We start from the raw sequence: 21,988 nt of genomic DNA on the forward strand, positions 1-21,988 counted from the left end.
AGAGTCCTATGGCGAGTACAAGCCAAAGAAGACGAAGGAACCAACCGAAAAAAAAACAGATGACAGCAACCTCATACCTTGTGATAATAAGTATTATCACCTTTGGTGTTATGGCAGGACTTTTATTTCAGCATTCATCAATCAATGAAAAGAACAATGAAATACGAAGCCTTCAGAAGACCCTTGATGAAGCAATTCAAGTCAATGACAGTAAAGAAGGTCAGCTCGTTACAAACATGAACTTACAAGCCATTGAAGCCCTGGCCAGAGGTTACGGGATGAAAGAACCGGTTCAGGAGCAATATCGCCGGGAATCAACGGTTAAAAGCAGTGAGCCATCATCAACCACAGAGACACCAAAATTCAACGGTTGGCTGGAAAATTTATTTTAATAGAATGAAGGCAAAGTGTTGCCTGGCATGAATTAATATTTGGAGAAAAAATGTGAATAGAAAAATCAGAGCACAACGAGAGCTGGGACCCGGAAATAAACAGAAAAAAATTCTTTCTGCAATGGTCCTCCTTTCGGTGTGCTTAATTATTATTATTGGAAGATTGTTTTTTGTACAGATTGTTGGTTCCACCGGGAAATATGCAAGACAGGTTGACCAATTGGTTGAGGAAGTTCCTATTAAAGCATCACGTGGGGATATCTATGATCGGAATAACAATGTTTTGGCTAAGGATTCCTCTGCATCAGCGATCAATGTGATTCCTTTTGAAGTGGAGAACCCGGAAAAATTAATCAATACATTGGCGACGCGATTGAGTTTAAAGCCTGAAGATGTAAAAAATCAGATTACTGTTTTAGAAAATGATATTGTGGAAGTTAAGACGGGGATCAGTGGGGATAAAGCCAAAACCATTCTCAGTCACAATTTTCCTGGAGTAACCATTGATGACAGCAACCTTTATTTTGAACCCATCCTAATTACCGACCCTGATGGGGTTGCCAAAGCGCTGGCAGCAGATTTGGAAACTGCCTATGAAGATCTATACGATAAAGCCACCCAAAAGGAAGGCCAACCGGTTCTGATTAAAGGAAAAGTGGACAATACTCTGGCCCAGGAAATTAAAGAATCCGAGAAGATTCTCGATGAAAACGGAGAGGTTGATAGTTACAATGGCATCGAAATATTAGATGACTACCGTCGCTATTATACCAATGGTAATTTTGCTTCCTATATTCTTGGTTTTACCGGTCTTGATTATACCGGGCTTTATGGGGTTGAGTCCACTTATGATGACATTCTTAAGGGAGATGATGGGGTTGTTTATTTTCAAAAAGATGCCAACGGCAATCAGATTCCATCTCAAACAAAAATACTCAAAGAACCAACCCAGGGTGAAGATATTGTCTTAACCATTGATAGCAATATCCAGTTAATGGCGGAAAATGCTGTGGCTCAGGCCGCCGCTCAATGGAAAACGAAAAGCGTTACGGCTATTATTATGGATGCAAAAACAGGCGATATTCTGGCCATGACATCAAAGCCGGATTACAACCTGAATGATCCATTCACCCTTGATGCGGCCTTTTTACAAACCCATGCAGCCGATTTACAGGGAAAGACAACAGAAGAACAATTAGCAGAAATGTATAAAAATCCGGCCGTAAGCTTTATTTACGAACCGGGTTCAACCTTTAAAGCCCTCACCGGGTCAGCCGCCCTTGAAGAGGGTGTGGTGACGCCGGAGACTATTGTTTATTGTTCCGGATCCATTCAAGTAGGTGATGCTGTCATTAACTGTGCCACCGGACCCCATGGAGCCGAAACCGTTTCGGATGCTATAGCCCACTCCTGTAATCCTGGGCTGGTTCAGATCATTGAAGCCATGGACCCCGATGTTTTTTATCAGTATGTTTATAATTTTGGGTTAGGTGCACGAACCGGTATTGAATTAGATGGTGAAGAGTCTGGAATTATCAACCGACTGCCAACCGAAAACGGCAGCATCAATGAAGTGGATTATGCAACCTTTTCCTTTGGACAAGGTTTGGCAACAACTCCTATTCAGATGATTTCGGCGCTCAACTGTGTAGTAAATAATGGTTATTACGTTAATCCAACCATTATTTCCAATGCCACCAAGGGAAAAGAAACGGAGTCATTAAAACAGATTATCTCAAAAGAAACATCTCTGGCAACCCGCGAAATCATGCGTAAGGTTGTGGGATACGACAGTGAAATGTCTTCTCTTTCCGAAGGGTACAGTATTGGCGGTAAAACAGGAACAGCTGAAAAATTCATTGATGGTGCGTACTCGAGCAGTAAATATGTTACATCTTTTTATTGCTTTGCACCAATCGAAGATCCTAAATATTCGATTCTGGTAGTTTTGGATGAACCCGCCGTCGGTGCTTACGGAAGTACCAGTGCGGCACCAACAGCCATAAGCCTAATGAAACAGGCTTTGAATTACAGCTCAGCGGATGCCGAGCTTACCGACGCAAATTCCCAGGAGATACAAAAAGGGGCAATTACGATTCCCGACCTCCTAGGGCAGCAAAAAGATTTTGCAGCCAGCATTCTCGATGAAAAGGGCATTCGCTACAGTTTTGATCTTGGCCAGGGTGGCGATGTTGTACAAAGCCAAAGCATCCCTGTCGGTTCGATTTATGATGTGAATACCGAGTTGGTTTTAACACTGGGGGCACCTGCCAGCGAAACAACCGGTACTGTGATTGTACCTGATGTCAAGGGTCTTTCCATTCAAAGCGCCAACGAAATTTTATCCGGTCTGGGATTAAATCTTCAAATGGTCGGCAATGGTTTTGCCACAAGTCAAATTCCTGCACCATCCACCGTTGTGGAAAAGGGCAGTGACATCACTGTCACCTTTGCCCCATAATGAATAAAAAAAGAAAAGCAAGTATAAATCCTGCTTCAGACGATCAACAAAGCAGAGAAGTAAGTCCTGGGGACAATCGTAACAACGATTTACCATTGTCCTCAGGACGGGTTTGTCAAGAAAAGTAAGCAAGTGTAAATCCTTGCTTTTCTTTATTTGCAAAGTTTGATATAATATCATGGTCTTTTTATATAGAAAGAAGTACCTAAAATATTATCAGAAAGATCAGGTAAGATTAATCTATGGAAAGTATTACAATTGATGAAATTCTAGAGATTACCCGGGGAGAACTACTCCAGGGGAAAACAGATCTGGAAATTACCGGTGTTGCCATTGACAGCCGAATAGTAAGGCCTGGTGATTTGTATATACCCATTGTGGGGGAAAATAACAATGGACATGTTTTTATTGTTAAAGCTTGTGAAAACGGCGGATTAGTTACGCTCACCCAGGAGCGCCATGAGGCGTTTCCCGCAGATATGACGGTTATTTTTGTAACATCCACATTGGAAGCGATGAAAACATTGGCAGCCTTTCATCGGCATCGGTATGAAGTATCGGTTATTGCCATAACCGGAAGCAGCGGAAAAACAACCACCAAGGATTTGGTCGCCGCGGTGCTTTCACAAAAATATAATACTTTGAAAACCCAGGGAAATTTCAATAATGAATATGGGATTCCGCAAACACTGTTTCATCTAAATCCAGAGCATGAAATTGCAGTCATTGAAATGGGCATGGATCATACAGGTGATATTACCAAATCAATTCACGAAGTTGACCCGGAGATCGGTGTTATTACAAATATCGGGTTAGCTCATATTGAAACCCTGAAAACCCAGGAAAATATTTTTCTGGCTAAAAAAGAAATTCTTCAGACCCTGGGCAATGAAAATATCGCACTCGTTAATGGGGATGATCCGTTTTTGGTAAAATTAAGGGATGAAGCGCATAATTTTAAAGTAAAAACCTTTGGTATTCATGGTAAACATAACCTTAAGGTTTTGGATTACGACTCCCACAGCCGGGGACTGAATATGACTGTGAACTGGGAAGGACAACAGGAAAGTTATGTTTTCAACTATCCCGGGGAGCACAATCTTTATAATTGCATGGTCGCTATTTGGCTGGGACATTATTATCATATGACTCAGATGGAAATTCAAAAGGGTTTGACTGCCTTTGTTCCCAGTCAGAATCGAATGAATATTTTTTATGTAGGAGAAATGAAGGTTATAAATGATTCCTATAATGCCAATCCCGACGCAATGAAGGGTGCATTGGATGTTTTAAGTACCATGAAAACCGACTATAAACGTTCCATTGCAATTCTTGGAGATATGCTGGAAATGGGCGATCACGGCCCGGCGGCACACTTTAAAACCGGTGAATACGCCAGGACCAGAGCCGATGTTCTCATCGGGGTCGGTCCTCTGGGTGCAGAAATCTGCCGGGGCTACGGCTCGGAAGCGGGGCTGGTGTATCATGTAGCGGATGCAGCGGCTGCAGGACAGTGCATTGCTTCAATTATGACGACCGGAGATATTATTCTAATTAAAGCTTCCCGGGGAATGGGCCTGGAAAAAACAATTGATTACATCAAAGGGGAAAAATAATGGAAATAACAACCTTAAAAGCGGGAATGATTAGTTTATTAATTGCTTTTGCAGTGGTCCATTTGATAACCCCTCATTTTATACCGATGTTAAAACGACTCAAATTCGGACAATCCATCCGTGAAGAAGGCCCCAAGAGTCATCTTGAGAAATCCGGAACCCCAACCATGGGCGGTTTGGTTATTCAGCTGGGGATTTTGGTGGCGGTGATTATATTATCGCTGGTCATCGGAAGTTTTAACTTTTTCCCGGTGCTGGTAATGGTTTTTTTTGGAGTGATTGGGTTTATCGATGATTACATAAAAGTTGCCAAAAAACACAACCTGGGTTTACGGGCTTGGCAAAAGTTGGTGCTCCAATTTGCTGGGGCACTGGCCATTGCCCTTTATGCTTATTACAGTCCCACCATCGGGTCGGAACTGGTGGTTCCCTTTATGAGTCAGACCGTTGATTTCGGGTTCTGGTATGTGCCCTTTACCTTTATTGCCATTGTTGCCATTGTCAATGCGGTCAATCTGACGGATGGTCTCGACGGTTTAGCTGCGGGAGTGACGGCAATTGTATCAGTTTTCTTTTTTGTTGGCTCGTTAATGTTGCCGGAAGCTGCCACAACTGTTTTTATTGGCGGCGTGATCGGTGCCTGTTTAGGATTTTTGAGACACAATTCAAACCCCGCGGCAATTTTCATGGGAGATACCGGTTCTATGGCCCTGGGCGGAGCGGTTGTGGTCATGGCTATTCTTACCCGGCTCCAGATATTTTTGCTCATTGCCGGAGGTCTCTTTGTCATTGAGGCTTTATCGGTGGTCATTCAAGTGGGCTATTTTAAAGCAACCAAGGGCAAGCGCTTTTTCAAAATGGCACCGATCCATCACCATTATGAATTAGCCGGTTGGAGCGAAACCCGTGTTGTGACGGTCTTTTGGGTTGTAACTGCTATTTTTGTTACCATTGCATTTATTTGTTTAGTTTAGGAGAGTGTCTTGATGAAAAAAACCACATTAGTTATTGGTGCTGCCCGAAGCGGGGTAGCTGTAAGTGAATTATTATTATCCCGAGGAGAATCGGTTGTATTAACAGATACACGATCGTCTCGGATTGTTTTAGAGGAATCACCGCAAATATCGGATTACGAGAAAAACCCGTTATTTGAAACGGTTTTTGGAATCCAGGTCAGCCCGGAGATTCTCAGTGAAATTGATGAGGTCGTGATAAGTCCGGGGGTGCCACTGACTATTCCTATTGTCAAAGCAGCATATGAGCAGGGGGTTCCTGTCATTGGAGAGGTGGAAATCGCCTATCGACTGACAAAAACGCCTTTTATTGCAATTACCGGTACCAATGGAAAAACAACAACCACCACCTTACTGGGGGAAATCTTTAAGGCCTCAGGCAGGGGCACCTATGTAGTGGGAAACATTGGTGATCCAATTACAAATTATGTAGCAAATGCCAAAGAAGACGAAGTTTTTATAACCGAAATCAGCAGTTTTCAGTTGGAAACCATTGATGCATTTCGACCAAAAACAGCAGTCATTTTAAATCTCACACCGGATCATCTGGATCGCCATTTATCCATGGAGAATTATGTGGGGGCCAAGGGTCGGATTTTTGAAAATCAAAAGCCCGAGGACTTACTGGTTTTAAATGCAGATGACCCATTGGTTTGCGAACTTGGTGGAAAGGCAATTTCCCGGAAGGCGTACTTTAGTTATAAACAAGCTCTGGATTATGGCGCCTGGTGTCTTGATGGTGAGATCTTTATCAATGACGGCAAACAGACTATTTTTGTGTGTCTCGAGTCGGTATTGGGTATCGTCGGACCTCACAATACCATGAATGCACTGGCGGCCATCACAGCCGCCTGTTTTTCAGGGGTAGCCATGGATGTGATCGTCTCGGTGTTAAAATCCTTTAAAGGAGTTGAACATCGACTGGAATGGGTGGGGTGCTTTTCGGGAGTCACTTATATCAACGACTCAAAGGGGACTAATACCAATGCTACGATTACCGCACTAAATGCCGTAAGCCAACCCATTATTTTATTGGCCGGCGGCTATGATAAAAAAGAAGATTATTCTGACTTGATGGCTTTGGTATCAAAACGGGTAAAGCGGCTCATTGTGCTGGGCGTGACCGCCAATGATTTGATTAAAGCAGCCAATGAAAAAGGATTTAAGAACATCACAAAGGTTGAAAATTATGAAGAAGCGGTTGCTGTTGCAAAAGCTGAAGCAGAACCGGGCGAAACGGTTTTACTCTCACCGGCCTGTGCCAGTTGGGACATGTATGATAATTATGAAATCCGGGGCAGAGTTTTCAAAGAACTGGTGGCGAAAGATCAATAAGAAATTTAGGAGTAGACAATGAAGTCAGGTAAAATAGATCGTCCCTTTCTTATTGCGTTGATGATACTAGCGGGAATTGGGGTAATAATGGTTTTTAGTGCCAGCATGTATTCGTCAACCATTAGTGGAGAAAAGGGGTATGCCCTGTTTTTGAAACAACTTATTTTTGTTATTATTGGTGTAATCGTCATGTCGATTATGAGCAGAGTAGATTACCGGACTTATCAGAAATATTATTTAATAGGCCTGGGTATATCAATTTTTCTTCTGATCATTGTTCTGATACCGGGAATCGGACTTAAGGTTAACGATGCCAGACGCTGGCTTGATTTTAGGATAACAACCTTTCAGCCATCGGAATTTGCAAAGGTGGCGGGCATCCTTTATTTTAGCACCATTCTTTCCAAAAGACCGGAAATCATTAAAGAACCCAGTCCCCTCTTTTGGAATTGCATCATGCCCATGGGGGTTATCTGCGCACTGACAGCCATTGAACCATCCCTGAGTGCGGCCATGGCCATTGCCATGGGGATGTGCGGGGTGTTGTATTTTGCGGGAATAAAATTCAAAACGTTTTTACCCTACCTGGGTGCCGGACTTTTGGCGGTTACGGCGCTGATGATTGCCGAGCCGTGGCGGTTGGATCGGTTTAATGTGTTTTTAGGGAAAGGCGGTTATGATTATCAGATAACCCAATCTCTATTGGCTATTGGTACCGGCGGTTTTTTTGGTCGGGGTTTGGGAAATGGAAAACAGAAATTTTTATTCCTTCCGGAATTACAAAATGACTTTATCTTTGCAAACATTGCCGAGGAGTTTGGATTTATCGGCTGTATTCTTGTTTTGGGATTATTTGCGTTTATTATCTGGCGTGGATTTAAAATTGCCCAAAAGGCGCCGGATACTTTTAGTTATTTGTATACCAGCAGTGTCATGCTGTTACTGGCGTTCCAGGTGTTGGTTAACATTGGGGTGGCCACTGCAATTATTCCCGTTACCGGGATGGCGCTTCCATTTATCAGTGCCGGGGGGACGTCCATGGTGGTGCTTTTTGCTATGATGGGCCCGATTTTAAACATTTCCAGGCAGGTTGATCTCAGAAAAAAAAAGTAGAACAGCGAGGAAGAAAATGCGAGTACTCATTGCAGCAGGCGGTACCGGTGGGCATATTTATCCGGGACTTGCCATCGCCCAAAAAATAAAAAAAGAAAATCCTGATGCCGAAATTATTTTCATTGGATCAATGGTTGGCATGGAGAAAAATATTATTCCGCAAACCGGGTATCCCATTGAATATGTTCGAGTTCGCGGTTTTGAACGGGGGTTGTCACTGGAAACAGTGGCGGCGGTTAAAGGAATCGTTGACGGCTTGATGGATTCTCGAAAAATTTTAAAACGCCTTTCCCCGGATTTGGTCATTGGCACCGGCGGTTTTACCTCGGGCCCATTGTTACTGCTGGCAAGCCGGAGAAAGATACCGACAATGATCCACGAACAAAATGCGTATCCGGGACGAGCCAATCGCATGTTGGGGAAAAAAGTGGATCGTATTGCCATCAGCTTTCAGGAAGCGGCATGTTACTTTCCCGATGGAAAAACCTTTCTGGCAGGTAACCCGGTGGGATCAGAATACCTTGATTTAAATACAGCAGATTGCCGAAAAAGTCTGGGACTTTTGGATTCTCAGAAGATGATTTTAATTATGGGGGGAAGCCAGGGCGCCGGATCCATTAATGATGGTGCATTAACCCTGATGAAAGCCTGGGAGAATAGAAATGATCGGGTGATTTACCATCTCACCGGAAAACAGCAATACGATGAGGTGCTAAAGGCTTTTAGTGGTCTGGGAATAAAATCATCAGAAAATAATCATATTCAGGCATACAGCAATGAGGTTTACCGGCTTTTAGGAGCTGCAGACCTTGTGGTCAGCCGTGCGGGAGCTATGTCAGTGGCGGAAATCGCCGCGGCGGGAACAGCCTCAGTTTTGGTTCCCTACCCCATGGCAGCCGGAAACCACCAGGATTTTAATGCCCGGGTTCTTACTGATCAGGGTGCCGGTATTTTAATTGAAGACGCGATGCTAACCCCAGAATTACTGTGGGAAACCGTCGAAGAATTATTAAATGACGAAACCCGATTGAAAAAAATGGGGAAAATTTCAAAAAGCTTAAGAATTCTCGATGCCGGGGATCGTATTTATGAGGAAATAAATAAACTTATGGAGTAATGATGAAACGATCCAGAATAGGAAACCACAATGATACGCGAAAGCTGTCCGAAATGACCAGACAAGCGTTGCGAGAGCAACGCCGTATCCAACGAAAAAAGAATAAGCGTAAACGGATTGTCAAGCGGTCCATTACAACCCTCGTTATCCTTGCTTTAATTGGAGTGATAAGCTTTTTTGTTTATCAGGCTATGGAACAGGGCTTATTTAATGTTACGGAAATTGAAGTGGTTGGAAATGAAATCATCGATGCCCAATCGGTTATTGATGCCTCGGGCATTCAAATCGGCGAGAGTATTTTCTTAGTGGATTTAAATAGGGCCAATTACCAGATCAATGCGCTTCTTAATTTGGATGATCTGGAAATCACCAAGATTATGCCAAATAAAATTCTGGTCCGGATGCAGGAGTCCACCCCCATCTGTGCCATTAATTTTGAAGATAAAGTAACTTACATTTCAAGAGACTATAAGCTTATTGAAAATGGGGATTACCTGCGAAAAACTGACATCCCTATTATTATTGGATCTGAAAGTGTGACCATTTCGGATATCGGCAAAAAGGTTGTGGTGGAACCCTATTGGCGTTTTGATACGATTATGAATATCTTAAAAGATCTTCAGGACAATAGCAAGCTTAACAAAATATCGGAAGTAAGGATGACGGACAACAATACCTATGAAATTGTCACTAAAAATGGATCCATTCTGATTGTATGGGACTATGATAATTTCGCTGAAAATGAAAATTACATAAACAATACACTCGATCAGAACACCAGTAATATGATTATCAATTTAACCGCAGGAACGAAACCTGTGGTTAAACCAAGGTAACAAATTTTAATTAAGAACCACATTAATCGTTAATATCTTTATTAATACAGCGTTAATAAAGATATTAAAGGATATTTTACTTAATTTATCATGAAAGTGTGATTCAACAGTTGAAAAATTTGGAAATAAAGGTTAATATAAAGAAGTGAGGAATTCTTTCTTTTGATATTTTATGGAAAGAGTTTTATTAGATGCGAAAAAACAACCAAAGTTGCTGGAATTTAATGAAGGTTTTTGGTTAAACAGGAAATACAGGACAATTGAAAAATTTCAAGAATAATAGAGAAAGCTGTATAGTAAGAGGAGGAAAAAAAGTGTTTGAATTAGATGGAAATTATGACAATTTTGCAAAAATCCGTGTCATTGGTGTAGGTGGGGGTGGAAATAATGCCATTAACCGCATGATCGAAGCTGGAATGAAGGGCGTTGATTTTATTGCAATCAATACAGATAAACAAGCCCTGGCCTTGGCTTTAGCAGAAAAAAAGCTCCAAATTGGTGAAAAATTAACCCAGGGTCTTGGCTCAGGCGGAAATCCTGAGATTGGCCAAAAGGCTGCTGAAGAAAGCAGAGATGCGATCGCAGATATCATAAAGGATACGGACCTCTTATTCTTAACGGCTGGTATGGGTGGTGGAACCGGTTCCGGTGCGGCCCCAATTATCGCGAAAATTGCCAAAGATATGGATATTTTAACCATTGGTGTTGTCACAAAACCTTTCTCTTTTGAAGGCCGTGTGCGGATGCGTAATGCCCAGATTGCCAGTGAATTTTTACAGGAAAATGTCGATTCACTGGTAACAATTCCCAATGATCGTCTGTTAAGAATGGCCGATAAATCAACATCTCTTAAGGAAGCATTTAAATTAGCGGATGACGTACTCCTGCAAGGCGTTAAAAGTATCTCCGACCTGATTTCCATGCCTGGTCTGATCAGCCTTGACTTTGCTGATGTGAAAACCATTATGAAAGATACCGGTCTGGCACACATGGGCGTTGGTCGTGGAACCGGTGAAAACCGTGCGGAAGATGCTGCTAAACAAGCTATTCTCAGTCCATTACTTGAAACTCAAATTGATGGCGCTACAGGCGTTCTGCTTAATATTACTGCAGGAGAAGATCTGTCACTCTTTGAAGTTGATCGTGCCGCCAGTATTGCCAGAGAAGCCTCTGATCCTGATGCGAATGTTATCTTTGGCGCAACCATTGATGAATCTTTGGGTGATGAAATTAAAATTACAATTATTGCAACAGGTTTCCTTTCAGGAATAGAGAAAGAAAAGAAAGCTGTTATTAAAAAAGTTGTAAAAAGCGCAAGCAGTAACGTCGGTGAATTTTCCATTCCTGATTTCTTAACACGAGAAGACTAAAAAAATATGAAATGTCCATTTTGTGCATTTGATGAAAGTCGGGTTGTGGATTCTCGTCCAACTGAGGACGGGAACATGATTCGAAGACGGCGGGAGTGTTCTCAATGCAATAAGCGTTTTACGACCTATGAACGCGTTGAAGATATTCCACTCATCGTTGTGAAAAAAGGTGGGCAGCGTACATCCTTTGATAAGAACAAAATATTTAATGGTATGATCAAGGCCTGTGAAAAACGTCCCGTTCCCATTGATGATATTAAAAATCTTGTGGATGCTCTTGAACGTACTCTTTATCAGAGTGAAATGAAAGAGGTTCCCTCGTCCTATATTGGGGAACAGGTTATGGCTGCATTAAAATCATTAGATGAAGTTGCCTACGTTCGATTTGCTTCGGTTTATCGTCAATTTAAAGATGTGGCTTCATTCAGGGATGAATTGGAACGATTGATCTCAGAGAAAAAATCCGGGGATGCTTAATGAAATTATATGAAAAAACAATAAAAACAGAGGAAATTTTCAATGGTCACCTTCTGAATCTTCGAGTGGATGATGTAGAGTTGCCTGATGGTGGCATCGCAAAAAGAGAAATCATCTCACACAAGGGTGCAGTGGCGATTTTAGCTGTGATGGGTCAAGAGATGATTTTTGTGAAGCAATATCGTATTGCAACGAAGCGCGTTTTAACTGAGATTCCCGCTGGGCTGATTGATCCTGGGGAAATCCCGGAAGAAGCGGCCATCCGGGAATGTCAGGAAGAGATTGGATATCGACCCCTTAATTTATTTAAGCTCGGCGATTTTTTCCCCACCCCGGGGTATTGTTCAGAAAAAATTACCCTATTTTGTGCAACAGAGTTTGCATATGATCCAAAAGAAGAAGATCCTGATGAATTTTTAAAAAAAGTGAAAATTCCAATGCGTACTGCGCGAGCTCTTTTTGTGAATGGTTTATTTTCGGATGGAAAAACAGCAGCCGCATTAGGATATTACTTTTCGCTTACTTCCAGAGATTTTTTTTAGGAATGCGAATAGATGTTCAATAAAAATAGATGATTTATTTTGATGCCGGGCATTGAAATAAATCATCTATTTTGGGTTATGCTTAAGCATATTTCAGTGCGCTTATAATCGACTGAAAATTTAAATTATATAGAGGAGATAAAATGAAAAAAGGCAGAGATTTTTTAGTAAAACATGAAATTTTTGATTATTTGATAAAAAAAGACGGAATTTCAGGGTGGTGTAACTAATGTTTAATTTTACTCCGGAGTATTTATTCAATCTTGTACTCAGCCTTCCGGGAATTCTTATTGCCATAAGCTTTCACGAAATGGCCCATGGGTTTGCTGCTGATGCCATGGGCGATCCCACTGCGAAAAACGCCGGGCGATTAACCATTAATCCTTTTAAACATATCGATCCGTTGGGATTTATTTCCATGCTGTTGTTTCGGTTTGGCTGGGCAAAACCGGTTCCGGTGAATCCGATGTATTTTAAAAACCGAAAGAAAGGGACAATTGTTGTTTCCCTGGCAGGGGTTGCAACGAACCTGCTGCTGGCATTTATCGGCATGGCTGCCTTTTTGGCAGTGTACCCATTACAAAATGAAATTTTAAGTACCATTTTGCAATATGTTTATTTATACAATATTGTATTTGCGGTTTTTAATATCATTCCCATCCCCCCATTGGACGGTTCCCAGATCCTGATGGTTTTTCTGCCCCCAAAGGCGCTGCCGGTTTTTTATAAATTCCAACGTTATGGGATGATTGCCATCTTTGTGCTGGCATTTAGTGGGCTTCTAGGGATGATTATCAATCCGGCCATTAATGGTATCGAAAGTCTGTTCTTAACCATTCTGACCCCCATCTTTAGTCTGTTCTGGTCCTAAAACCATGGGTTATGCTGTGAGTTTGGAAGGATTTGAAGGACCGCTGGACCTGCTCATCCATCTTATTCAAAAAAACAAAATCGATATTTACGATATCCCCATTTCCGAAATTACAAAACAATACCTGAGTCAAATTCAGGTATGGAAAAAGCTGGATATGGAAGTAGCCAGTGAATTTATTGTGATGGCCGCCCGGCTTTTGGAAATAAAATCCCGGATGCTGTTGCCAAAAGATGAAGTCGAATCTGAAAATGAAGAAGATCTCCAGGCGCGGCTTATTCGGCAGCTTGTTGAATACAAGATATTTAAGGAAATCAGCGCTTATTTGGGGACACGGGAACAGCGAGAGCTTTGTGCCATATACAGGGATCCTGAATACATTCCTATAAATGAGGACAAAGAACCCCTGGTGCTCGATCCAATGGCTTTAATGCAAAGCTTTAAAGGTTTATTGCTACTAAAAGAAGAAGATCGGGAAGCCATTGTGCCACCACAGAAAATTATTCGGGAACTCTTTAATGTGGAAGAAAAGATCACCGAAATTACCGCGGCTTTAGTCCAGTGCGGACAGGCCGGTCTGAGTTTTTCGGAATTGCTCCACCCTTTTATTTCACGAGATGAGGTGGTGGTTACGCTGCTTGCCTTACTGGAAATGGTTAAAACCAGTGGCATACGGCTTGAACAAAACCGTGTTTTCATTGATTTTCAAATCAGAAGGGAGGTCGAAGATCTTGGATAGCGACGAGCTCACAGGTATTATCGAAGGCATTCTTTTCGGTGCCGGGGAGGCCATCGGCTTAAATGATCTTTGCCGCTGTTTGGATAAGTCCCCACTGGAAATTCGCTTTGTCATGGAAATCCTCAAGCAGGATTATCAAGACAAGGCAAGGGGCATGCGACTGGTTCAAATCAAAGATACCTATCAATTATCCACCAAGCCCGAGCATTATGATTATATCCGGGAAGTCTTAAAACATAAACAATCAACCGGATTATCCCGGGCAGCGCAGGAAACCCTGGCCATTGTGGCCTATCGCCAGCCGGTAACCCGCCTTGTCATCGACGAGCTCCGGGGTGTGAGTTCCAGCAGTGCCATTCAGCGGCTACTGGACCGCGGCTTAATTTCCGATGCCGGCCGCCTTGAAGCCCCGGGCCGACCAATACTTTACAAAACCACCCCGGAATTTTTACGGTCCGTGGGTTTTACAAACCTTGAGGAAATGCCCGAATTCGAGGTTTTTTCCCAGGGAAAACAGGAACAGTTTGATTTAAACGGCATTGAAACCAATAATAAACAAGAATAGGAGACGCATTGAGAATACAAAAATACATGGCACAGTGTGGTGTCGCTTCCCGGAGAAAATCCGAGGAACTCATAAGTCAGGGATTGGTCAAAGTCAATGGGGTGGTGGTTACCACCCCGGGCTTTGCCATCGATCCGGAAAGTGATGTGATTGCGGTTAATGGTAGGACTCTGTCAACGGCAACAAAAATATACATCATGATCAATAAGCCAAAAGGGATTGTGTCAACCTCTCAGGATGATCACGGACGACAGAGTGTCCTCGAGCTGGTGGACATTGATGAACGTCTTTATACCGTGGGACGATTGGATATGGAAACCGAAGGGTTGTTGTTGTTGACCAATGACGGCGAATTGACGTTTCGTTTAACACATCCCAAACATGAATTCAGTAAAACCTATGTTGGTTTGGTAAGAGGGACACCTTCAGAAGCCAGTCTTCAATATTTTCGCCAGGGGATGGAAGTCGAAGATTATCATACCGCCCCTGCGGCAGTGAAGATTCTGGAATGTTTTGACCAGTCAACCCAGCTTGAAATGATTATCCATGAGGGAAAAAAGCGTCAAATACGAAAAATGTGTGGGGTTCTGGGACATCCAATCCAGGATTTAAAACGAGTTGCCGTCGGAAAACTAACCCTGGGAAATTTAAATCCCGGCGAATGGCGGTATCTGAGAGATGATGAAATTAATTATTTAAGAGGAGATGAAAAGTTATGGTAAAAATAGGATTTCCAAGAGACTTTGAAGAAATGAGAAAGCTTTTCCCTGAAAAGGAAAAAGAAATGGATTTATTTATTGCCGCCGAAGATACGGATACCAGTGAGATCCTTGGTGCAGTACGTTTTCTTTATGAAAAAGAACAGATTGATATTTTTGAAATGGTGATGGTTAATCAGGGCGAACAGTCTATGGCAATTTTTGATGGTATCATCAGAACGCTGCTTTTTAAAATAGCTCAGGAAGGATGTACAACCCTGGTTGTTCATAACACCCCGGATGAATTGAAAAAATATTTTGAGGAACATGAAATGGAAGAATCATCAGGCAATCTGATTCATCATGACTTTCCCGCTGAATTTTTCAAACCCTGTGCCGGTTGCAGTGGAAAATAATCTCATTAGAGTTACAACATTAGCCGGGGAATTTATTAAATCAGTGATTGAACCAGGCGATATTGTAGTGGATGCTACTGCCGGTACCGGCGAGGATACCTTGCTCCTTGCACAATGTACCGGCGGCTATGGGTCCGTCTATGCTTTTGATATTCAGAAAGCGGCCCTTGAACAGGTAAAAGAAAAGCTTGAAAAAAACGGTCTTGAATCCAGAGTAGTACTAATTCACCACAGTCATGAAGAGTTGGCAGAGGTTTTAGCGCTAAAGGGGATCAACCCAAGCACAGTCAAGGCCATTGTCTTTAATCTGGGGTATCTGCCCAATGGGGACCACCATATTGTAACATCCGACAAAACGACCCTCAGGGCTTTGGAGGCCGCACTTACGCTATTAGCGCCCCGGGGAATTATAACAGTTGCGCTTTATCCGGGCCATCCCGGAGGGCAACAGGAAGCCGAAGCAGTTTTAAACTGGTGTGAAACTCTAAAAAAACCGTTTGTGGCACATCACTTTCGGACTTTAAATCGAAAATCACCGCCAACACTCGTTATTATTCAGAGAATGAGGTAAGTTATGGAAGAGAATACAAATGGGAAAAATGAAAATAGAGATATATTTTCAGCCATAAAACAGCATTATCCCAAACTCAGTAAGAGTCATAAACTGATTGCAGATTATGTATTTAGTCATTATGAACGGGTTTCTGAAATGTCAGCCATTAAAGTGGCTAAAAGCGTTAAAGTTAGCGAAGCAACTGTGGTTCGTTTTTCGGTAAGCCTGGGATATGAAGGTTATCCTGAGTTTCGGCGAGCATTGAAGAATGAAATGAACAGTAAGCTCACTACCATAGAACGTATTAATATGACCCTCAGAAATGAGGAAAAAGAAAAAGCCCTTCAGGAAACGGTTCACAATGTATTAAAGACAGATGCCTCAAATATCAATGCAACATTTGAAGATTTTGATTACGAAACATTTAAATCTTCCATTGATTTAATTTTAGATGCCAGAAAGGTCGTCATCATTGGTTTTCGGACCACCACATTGTTAACCGAGCATTTAGGCTATTATCTGAATCTCATTCTGGATAATGTGCGGGTGGTGAATTATGGCGTTACGGATATTTATGAGCATCTGATTAAGGTTAATGAAGAAGATGTGGTCATTGCCATCAGTTTTCCCAGGTATGCTCAAAAAACATATGAAGCCGTGGAATTTTTAAAGAACAAAGGCGTCAAAATAATTACAATTACGGATAATGACAACGCGCCTATAAATGCGTTTACCGAGTATCGCCTGATTGCCAAGAGCAATGTTTATTCATTTGTAGATTCTCTGGTAGCGCCGCTTTCTCTGATTAATGCCCTGGTTATTTCGGTTGGACTTCGAAATATTGGAAAAACAAAGGAAACATTTAATGAACTGGAAGAAATATGGCGGGATCATTTTATTTATACAGGCGATGAGTTGGAAAATGAGTTCATGAAAGGACATAAAAAAAATAAATGAGTAAAATAGTAATAGTTGGAGGCGGCCCAGCAGGAATGATGGCCGCTGTGGCAGCAGGAAATAACGGCCATGCCGTTGATTTGTACGATGGCAATGAAAAACTGGGTAAAAAGCTTTACATTACGGGAAAAGGACGGTGCAATCTTACCAATGCCTGCGATATTGGGGATTATTTTGAGAATATCGTCAGTAATCACAGCTTTTTATACAGTGCCCTTTATTCATTCACCAATGAAAATTTCATGGCGTTAATGGAAGAACATGGGGTTGCGCTAAAAGTGGAACGTGCGGAACGGGTTTTTCCCGTTACGGATAAATCAAATGATGTTATTAAGGGCTTTAAAAATGCTCTACACCAAAAGAAATGTCATGTTCGGTTAAATGAAAAGATCGTCGATCTGATTGTTGAAGATGATACCGTAAAAGGAATTGTTCTGGAAAATGGAGAATCCCGATTATATGATGCCGTGATTTTAGCAACCGGAGGGAAAAGCTATCCCTCAACCGGATCAGACGGGAACTTTTTTAGTGTGCTGGAAAGATATGGACATCGTATAAAATTTCCCAAACCAGCCTTGGTTCCGATGAACACCAAAGAAGATTGGCCACGGGAACTTCAGGGTTTGGCACTGAAAAATGTGACCCTGACACTGAGCAGGAAGACTCCCAAAGGCGATATAAAAGTAAAATCCCTATTAGGCGAAATGCTGTTTACCCATTTTGGGGTTTCCGGACCATTGGTTTTATCGCTTAGTTCATATATTACAGCGAGCCCTAAAACCTACGAATTAATCCTGGATTTAAAGCCGGGGCTTACCATGGAACAAATGGAAAACCGGTTGCAACGGGATTTTGAAAAATATAATAATAAAAACTTTGCCAATGCCCTGGGGGATTTATTGCCTTCGAAAATGATTCCGATTATGGTTGAGCTTTCCGGCATCGATCCAAACCTAAAGGTCAATCAGATCACCAGGGAGCAGCGCAAAAAGCTGGTCCAGTGTTTTAAAAATCTTGTAATTAATGTTGCTGGTCTCCGGGACTTTACCGAGGCCATCATCACATCCGGAGGAGTGGATGTGAAAGAAGTGGATCCTGGCACTATGGCTTCGAAAAAAATAAAAAATCTATATTTTGCCGGAGAAATGCTGGATGTGGATGCCCTCACCGGCGGATTTAACATTCAAATCGCCGCCTCCACAGGCTGGCTGGCAGGCAACGCCATCGAATAATAACTGCAATTATCATGCAGCATTCAATAAGGGGGAGAAAATGCAAATAGCCATTGACGGTCCTGCTGGCGCAGGAAAAAGCACCATTGCAAAAATGATTGCAGCAGACTATGGAATTATCTATCTTGACACCGGAGCCATGTATCGATGTATTGCCCACCGGGTTTTACTCCAGGGCGATGACTTTTCGGATACCGAAAAAATTATTAAACTGGCACAGGAAGCGGAGATCCGCTTTGAAGGGGAAAAAGTTTTCTGTAATGGCGAAGATGTCACAGAATCCATTCGGACCCCATTGGTTTCCCTTCATACCTCGGATGTCGCCTGTATCAAAGAAGTCCGGGAGTTATTGGTTGCGCAGCAAAAGAAAATTGCCGGAGATCAGTCGGTGATCATGGATGGCCGTGATATCGGTTCAGTGGTATTGCCGGAAGCGGAATATAAATTTTTTCTGGATGCCGATGTTACCGAACGGGCGATTCGGAGAAAAAAAGAGCTGGATGCCAAAGGCATTGAAAAAGAACTGGCGAGTATCAAACAGGAAATTCAGCAACGGGACGACAACGATCGCAATCGCGTCGAAGGACCTTTGGTTCAAGTTGAAGATGCGATTGTTGTTGACACCACAGGGAAAAGTATTGACGAGGTATGCGCTGCAATAAAAAAATATATTGACGAGGTTCGGGCATGATATATAAAATTTGCCGTGGAATTGTCTATTTAATTAATTGCATATGGTTTAAATTTACTATTATTGGGAAAGAAAATATACCAAGGGAGGGAAGTGCGCTTATTTGTCCAAACCATGTGAGCATTTATGATCCCTGTGTGGTTGCTTCCATTACCCCAAGGGATATTCATTTTATGGCAAAGGCCGAGCTTTTTAAAAATCCATTGTTAGGGTGGCTGATGAGACAATGTCATGCTTTTCCAGTAAATCGGGGAAAAGTGGGAATCGATACTATTAAGACTTCTCTTAAGATTCTTAAGGAGAATCAGCTGCTTGGCATTTTTCCGGAAGGTCGACGCGTGAACCCTGGGGAGCGTATCCAGGCGGCCAGCGGGTTTGTGGTTTTCGCCATTAAAACTAAATCACCGATTATCCCGGTAGGGATTCGCGGCGAATATAGATTCAGACATAAGGTTGAAATTATTGTTGGAGAACCCATATATCTCACTGAGTACTACGGGAAGAAACTATCCGATGAGGAAACCGTTACTCTGGGAGAAAAAATAATGGATATTGTCTACGGTTTAAAATAGGTTGCAGAGGTTAAAATGGAAATTATAATAGCAGAAAAAGCGGGGTATTGTTTCGGCATTGAAAATGCTATGAAGATGGTGACAGATACCCTTGAATCCTGTCAGGGCCACATTTACACACTGGGACCCATTAGTCATAATGCTCAGGTGACTGAGCTATTAAAGGATCAGGGGGTTGAAATCCTCGAAGATCAGGATGTGGCGGTTATTGAAAGTGGGTGTATTATTTTGCGTTCCCACGGTGTCGGTAAAAAAATTATCGAAGACATAAAAAACAAAGCCATTCCTATCGTCAACGCAACCTGTCCCTTTGTTCGGGCGGTTCAAAAAAAGGTGGAAACTTATTTTGAAGCTGGATATCAGATTGTAATTATTGGAAACAAGAATCATCCAGAGGTGATTGGAGCCAATGGTTGGTGCAATGATTCAGCTTTAATAATAAATGATATAAATGAGTTGGAAAATATTGGGATTTATGGTAGAATATGTATCGTGGCTCAGACCACGATCATTGAATCGAAGTTCAATGAAATTTGTGATGCAATTAAGTCACAGGTTAATGAAGTTGTTATATTTAATACTATTTGCAGTGCTACGGCTGAAAGACAAGCAGCAGCAGCGAAAACTGCAAAAGAAGTAGAATATATGATCGTAATTGGTGGATATCACAGTTCGAATACTCAGAAGCTGGCCGATATCTGCAAATCCTATTGCGAAAACACTTGTCACATAGAAACCATTCGGGATTTAGATCTCACTGAGGTAATGAAGTATCGAAAGATTGGCATTACTGCAGGGGCATCAACACCGGATTGGATCGTTAAGGAGGTATTGGAAGGTATGGAAGAGCAAAACAAAATTGCTGAAGAAAACGTGGTCGAAGAAATTACGACCGAAAAACAACCAATTGTTGAAGTAGAAGTGGTTGAACCGGCAGAAGTGGTTGAACCAGTAGAAAAGGCCGTTGTTGTCGAAGAAATTGATGAAGATGATGATGCGAATTTCGATTTTGCAAAATCAATTGAAGAATCACTGAAGACAATTCGTCGTGGAACCGAAATTGAGGGTGAAGTTATTCACATCGATGAGGATGAAGTTATCCTGAACATTGGTTACAAAGCAGACGGTATTATCAAGAAAAATGATTTTACATGGAAAAGCGACGAGGTGTTATCCGAGCTTGTTCAGTTAGGTGATAAGGTTTGGTGTATTGTTACTGATTTAAATGAAGGCTCAGGAAATGTTAAGCTTTCAAAAATCAAATACGATAACCGACTGGTTCAAAAACAGTTAAGTGACGCCTTTGATAATAAAACAATCTTAGAAGGAACAATAAAAGATATTTCTGGAAATGGTTTAATTGTAGATATCGGATTTACTGATATTTATATGCCGGCTTCACAATATCACGTACGTTATGTCAAAGACTTGAATACTCTTATTGGAGAAAAAGTCAAGGGTATAATCATTGATTATAATCCTAAAAGACGTCGTGCAATTCTTTCACAAAAAATCATTCTTGAAAAAGATATGAAAGATCGCAGAGAACAAGTTAAAGAAATGAAAGAAAAACGTTTTGCTGAATTAAACGTTGATGATGTCATTAAAGGGATCGTTAAGACCATTACTAATTTTGGTATTTTCGTAGATCTTGAAGGAATTGATGGTTTTGTCCATCGCTCCGATTTAACTTGGGAAAAAATCAACGAACCAAAAGATATTGTTGAAAAAGGTCAGGAAATTGAAGCAAAGGTTATTGCTAAAAATGAAGAAGACAAGAAAATCAAGCTAAGTGTTAAAGCATTATTAGATCGTCCATGGGATGATTTTGTTGCTAAAAACAAAGTTGATGATCTTGTTGAAGTCACAATTACCAATATCTTGGACTTTGGTGCTTTCGCTGAAGTAATTCCTGGTGTTGAAGGTTTGATTCATGTTTCTGAAATCAGCTATAACCGAGTTGAATCGGTTGCTTCTGTATTAAAAACAGGGGATGTTTTAACCGTTAAAATTATCGGCATAAACGCTGAAAAAGAAAAAATCAGCCTCAGTAAAAAAGCAACGGAAGAAGCACCAGCTCGTCCAGCTCCTACCCAGAGAAGCAGCAGTTCAAGCAGCAGCTCAAGTAGCAGTTCAAGCAGTAGTTCAAGCAGCAGCTCAAGCAGAGATAGAAGCAGCAGCTATGGCGGCGGCGGTGGCGATCGAAATCGTAGACCACAAAGCCAGAACACGAGTAATCGTAATAAAACTGTATACGAAGAAACAGCCAATGTCACCCTGGGTGATTCATTTGGAGATATGTTCAGCGGACTTTTCGGAGACGATGACGAAAAATAAAATCTTTTATAAAAGATTGAAAGGCCTGTGCTTTGGAATTAAGTTTCCAAAGCCAGGTCTTTTTTTTTATAAATTTTTAAAATAT

22 protein-coding genes are annotated in these 21,988 nt (G+C 41.7%); all 22 read left to right on the forward strand.

The annotated features are described in order from the left end of the window. Positions 1 to 8 precede the first annotated feature (8 nt). The 22 genes from AKG39_RS02120 (at position 9) to AKG39_RS02225 (ending at position 21,903) form a co-directional block, all read left to right on the forward strand. Positions 9 to 392, forward strand: a complete 384-nt coding sequence (locus AKG39_RS02120; protein WP_050738708.1) for a hypothetical protein — start codon at positions 9 to 11, stop codon at positions 390 to 392. Between the two features lie 52 nt (positions 393 to 444). After that, positions 445 to 2,853 carry a penicillin-binding protein gene (locus AKG39_RS02125; RefSeq protein ID WP_083439374.1) on the forward strand — a complete coding sequence of 803 codons (2,409 nt, stop codon included), beginning with the start codon at positions 445 to 447 and terminating at the stop codon, positions 2,851 to 2,853. A 242-nt stretch (positions 2,854 to 3,095) separates the two neighbouring features. Continuing rightward, a complete protein-coding gene (locus AKG39_RS02130; protein WP_050738709.1) occupies positions 3,096 to 4,469 on the forward strand; it encodes a UDP-N-acetylmuramoyl-tripeptide--D-alanyl-D-alanine ligase in 1,374 nt (457 codons plus the stop codon). Then, on the forward strand, positions 4,469 to 5,443 hold the full coding sequence (gene mraY / locus AKG39_RS02135; protein ID WP_050738710.1) for a phospho-N-acetylmuramoyl-pentapeptide-transferase: 975 nt from the start codon (positions 4,469 to 4,471) through the stop codon (positions 5,441 to 5,443). The genes AKG39_RS02130 and mraY overlap by 1 nt, the downstream gene beginning before the upstream one ends. A gap of 12 nt (positions 5,444 to 5,455) precedes the next feature. Next, positions 5,456 to 6,817, forward strand: a complete 1,362-nt coding sequence (gene murD / locus AKG39_RS02140; RefSeq protein ID WP_050738711.1) for a UDP-N-acetylmuramoyl-L-alanine--D-glutamate ligase — start codon at positions 5,456 to 5,458, stop codon at positions 6,815 to 6,817. Positions 6,818 to 6,835: 18 nt separating this feature from the next. Continuing rightward, the gene (gene ftsW / locus AKG39_RS02145) at positions 6,836 to 7,930 is read left to right on the forward strand and encodes a putative lipid II flippase FtsW (RefSeq protein WP_050738712.1); all 1,095 of its coding nucleotides are present in this window, start codon (positions 6,836 to 6,838) and stop codon (positions 7,928 to 7,930) included. A gap of 16 nt (positions 7,931 to 7,946) precedes the next feature. Then, positions 7,947 to 9,047, forward strand: coding sequence for an undecaprenyldiphospho-muramoylpentapeptide beta-N-acetylglucosaminyltransferase (gene murG / locus AKG39_RS02150; RefSeq protein ID WP_050738713.1), 1,101 nt, complete (start codon positions 7,947 to 7,949; stop codon positions 9,045 to 9,047). 2 nt (positions 9,048 to 9,049) lie between these two features. Continuing rightward, positions 9,050 to 9,883, forward strand: coding sequence for a cell division protein FtsQ/DivIB (locus tag AKG39_RS02155; RefSeq protein WP_050738714.1), 834 nt, complete (start codon positions 9,050 to 9,052; stop codon positions 9,881 to 9,883). A 314-nt stretch (positions 9,884 to 10,197) separates the two neighbouring features. Next, entirely contained in the window at positions 10,198 to 11,253 is a 1,056-nt protein-coding gene (gene ftsZ / locus AKG39_RS02160) for a cell division protein FtsZ (RefSeq protein WP_050738715.1), read from the forward strand. A 6-nt stretch (positions 11,254 to 11,259) separates the two neighbouring features. Continuing rightward, entirely contained in the window at positions 11,260 to 11,730 is a 471-nt protein-coding gene (nrdR, locus tag AKG39_RS02165; protein WP_050738716.1) for a transcriptional regulator NrdR, read from the forward strand. Continuing rightward, positions 11,730 to 12,272, forward strand: coding sequence for an NUDIX hydrolase (locus AKG39_RS02170; protein ID WP_050738717.1), 543 nt, complete (start codon positions 11,730 to 11,732; stop codon positions 12,270 to 12,272). The genes nrdR and AKG39_RS02170 overlap by 1 nt, the downstream gene beginning before the upstream one ends. Before the next feature lie 229 nt (positions 12,273 to 12,501). Next, positions 12,502 to 13,143 (forward strand): site-2 protease family protein, encoded by a 642-nt coding sequence (locus AKG39_RS02175; protein ID WP_050738718.1) that lies wholly within the window; start codon positions 12,502 to 12,504, stop codon positions 13,141 to 13,143. A gap of 4 nt (positions 13,144 to 13,147) precedes the next feature. Continuing rightward, positions 13,148 to 13,882 carry a segregation and condensation protein A gene (locus tag AKG39_RS02180; RefSeq protein WP_050738719.1) on the forward strand — a complete coding sequence of 245 codons (735 nt, stop codon included), beginning with the start codon at positions 13,148 to 13,150 and terminating at the stop codon, positions 13,880 to 13,882. Then, a complete protein-coding gene (scpB, locus tag AKG39_RS02185; protein WP_169782057.1) occupies positions 13,875 to 14,447 on the forward strand; it encodes an SMC-Scp complex subunit ScpB in 573 nt (190 codons plus the stop codon). Before AKG39_RS02180 ends, scpB begins: the two co-directional genes overlap by 8 nt. 8 nt (positions 14,448 to 14,455) lie before the next feature. Next, entirely contained in the window at positions 14,456 to 15,169 is a 714-nt protein-coding gene (locus tag AKG39_RS02190; protein ID WP_050738720.1) for a pseudouridine synthase, read from the forward strand. Continuing rightward, complete coding sequence (locus AKG39_RS02195) at positions 15,163 to 15,561, forward strand: hypothetical protein (RefSeq protein WP_050738721.1); 399 nt, start codon at positions 15,163 to 15,165, stop codon at positions 15,559 to 15,561. Before AKG39_RS02190 ends, AKG39_RS02195 begins: the two co-directional genes overlap by 7 nt. Then, on the forward strand, positions 15,551 to 16,132 hold the full coding sequence (gene mnmM, locus AKG39_RS02200; RefSeq protein ID WP_160316135.1) for a tRNA 5-(aminomethyl)-2-thiouridylate-methyltransferase MnmM: 582 nt from the start codon (positions 15,551 to 15,553) through the stop codon (positions 16,130 to 16,132). The genes AKG39_RS02195 and mnmM overlap by 11 nt, the downstream gene beginning before the upstream one ends. 3 nt (positions 16,133 to 16,135) lie before the next feature. Next, positions 16,136 to 17,071 (forward strand): MurR/RpiR family transcriptional regulator, encoded by a 936-nt coding sequence (locus AKG39_RS02205; RefSeq protein WP_050738723.1) that lies wholly within the window; start codon positions 16,136 to 16,138, stop codon positions 17,069 to 17,071. Continuing rightward, on the forward strand, positions 17,068 to 18,303 hold the full coding sequence (locus tag AKG39_RS02210; RefSeq protein ID WP_050738724.1) for a BaiN/RdsA family NAD(P)/FAD-dependent oxidoreductase: 1,236 nt from the start codon (positions 17,068 to 17,070) through the stop codon (positions 18,301 to 18,303). Before AKG39_RS02205 ends, AKG39_RS02210 begins: the two co-directional genes overlap by 4 nt. A gap of 40 nt (positions 18,304 to 18,343) precedes the next feature. Further along, positions 18,344 to 18,994 carry a (d)CMP kinase gene (gene cmk / locus AKG39_RS02215; RefSeq protein ID WP_050738725.1) on the forward strand — a complete coding sequence of 217 codons (651 nt, stop codon included), beginning with the start codon at positions 18,344 to 18,346 and terminating at the stop codon, positions 18,992 to 18,994. After that, the gene (locus tag AKG39_RS02220; RefSeq protein WP_050738726.1) at positions 18,991 to 19,566 is read left to right on the forward strand and encodes a lysophospholipid acyltransferase family protein; all 576 of its coding nucleotides are present in this window, start codon (positions 18,991 to 18,993) and stop codon (positions 19,564 to 19,566) included. The genes cmk and AKG39_RS02220 overlap by 4 nt, the downstream gene beginning before the upstream one ends. 15 nt (positions 19,567 to 19,581) lie before the next feature. Next, positions 19,582 to 21,903: a bifunctional 4-hydroxy-3-methylbut-2-enyl diphosphate reductase/30S ribosomal protein S1 gene (locus AKG39_RS02225; RefSeq protein WP_050738727.1), complete on the forward strand. Its 2,322-nt coding sequence runs from the start codon at positions 19,582 to 19,584 to the stop codon at positions 21,901 to 21,903. Positions 21,904 to 21,988 lie beyond the last annotated feature (85 nt).

Origin of the sequence: Acetobacterium bakii (assembly GCF_001263355.1) — a bacterium.
Taxonomy (GTDB): domain Bacteria; phylum Bacillota; class Clostridia; order Eubacteriales; family Eubacteriaceae; genus Acetobacterium; species Acetobacterium bakii.

Coding starts and splice junctions, on each gene's coding strand:
- AKG39_RS02120 (WP_050738708.1), top strand. CDS start 9: ATGGCGAGTACAAGCCAAAGAAGACGAAGGAACCAACCGAAAAAAAAA.
- AKG39_RS02130 (WP_050738709.1), top strand. CDS start 3,096: ATGGAAAGTATTACAATTGATGAAATTCTAGAGATTACCCGGGGAGAA.
- mraY (WP_050738710.1), top strand. CDS start 4,469: ATGGAAATAACAACCTTAAAAGCGGGAATGATTAGTTTATTAATTGCT.
- murD (WP_050738711.1), top strand. CDS start 5,456: ATGAAAAAAACCACATTAGTTATTGGTGCTGCCCGAAGCGGGGTAGCT.
- ftsW (WP_050738712.1), top strand. CDS start 6,836: ATGAAGTCAGGTAAAATAGATCGTCCCTTTCTTATTGCGTTGATGATA.
- murG (WP_050738713.1), top strand. CDS start 7,947: ATGCGAGTACTCATTGCAGCAGGCGGTACCGGTGGGCATATTTATCCG.
- AKG39_RS02155 (WP_050738714.1), top strand. CDS start 9,050: ATGAAACGATCCAGAATAGGAAACCACAATGATACGCGAAAGCTGTCC.
- nrdR (WP_050738716.1), top strand. CDS start 11,260: ATGAAATGTCCATTTTGTGCATTTGATGAAAGTCGGGTTGTGGATTCT.
- AKG39_RS02170 (WP_050738717.1), top strand. CDS start 11,730: ATGAAATTATATGAAAAAACAATAAAAACAGAGGAAATTTTCAATGGT.
- AKG39_RS02175 (WP_050738718.1), top strand. CDS start 12,502: ATGTTTAATTTTACTCCGGAGTATTTATTCAATCTTGTACTCAGCCTT.
- AKG39_RS02180 (WP_050738719.1), top strand. CDS start 13,148: ATGGGTTATGCTGTGAGTTTGGAAGGATTTGAAGGACCGCTGGACCTG.
- AKG39_RS02195 (WP_050738721.1), top strand. CDS start 15,163: ATGGTAAAAATAGGATTTCCAAGAGACTTTGAAGAAATGAGAAAGCTT.
- AKG39_RS02205 (WP_050738723.1), top strand. CDS start 16,136: ATGGAAGAGAATACAAATGGGAAAAATGAAAATAGAGATATATTTTCA.
- AKG39_RS02210 (WP_050738724.1), top strand. CDS start 17,068: ATGAGTAAAATAGTAATAGTTGGAGGCGGCCCAGCAGGAATGATGGCC.
- cmk (WP_050738725.1), top strand. CDS start 18,344: ATGCAAATAGCCATTGACGGTCCTGCTGGCGCAGGAAAAAGCACCATT.
- AKG39_RS02220 (WP_050738726.1), top strand. CDS start 18,991: ATGATATATAAAATTTGCCGTGGAATTGTCTATTTAATTAATTGCATA.
- AKG39_RS02225 (WP_050738727.1), top strand. CDS start 19,582: ATGGAAATTATAATAGCAGAAAAAGCGGGGTATTGTTTCGGCATTGAA.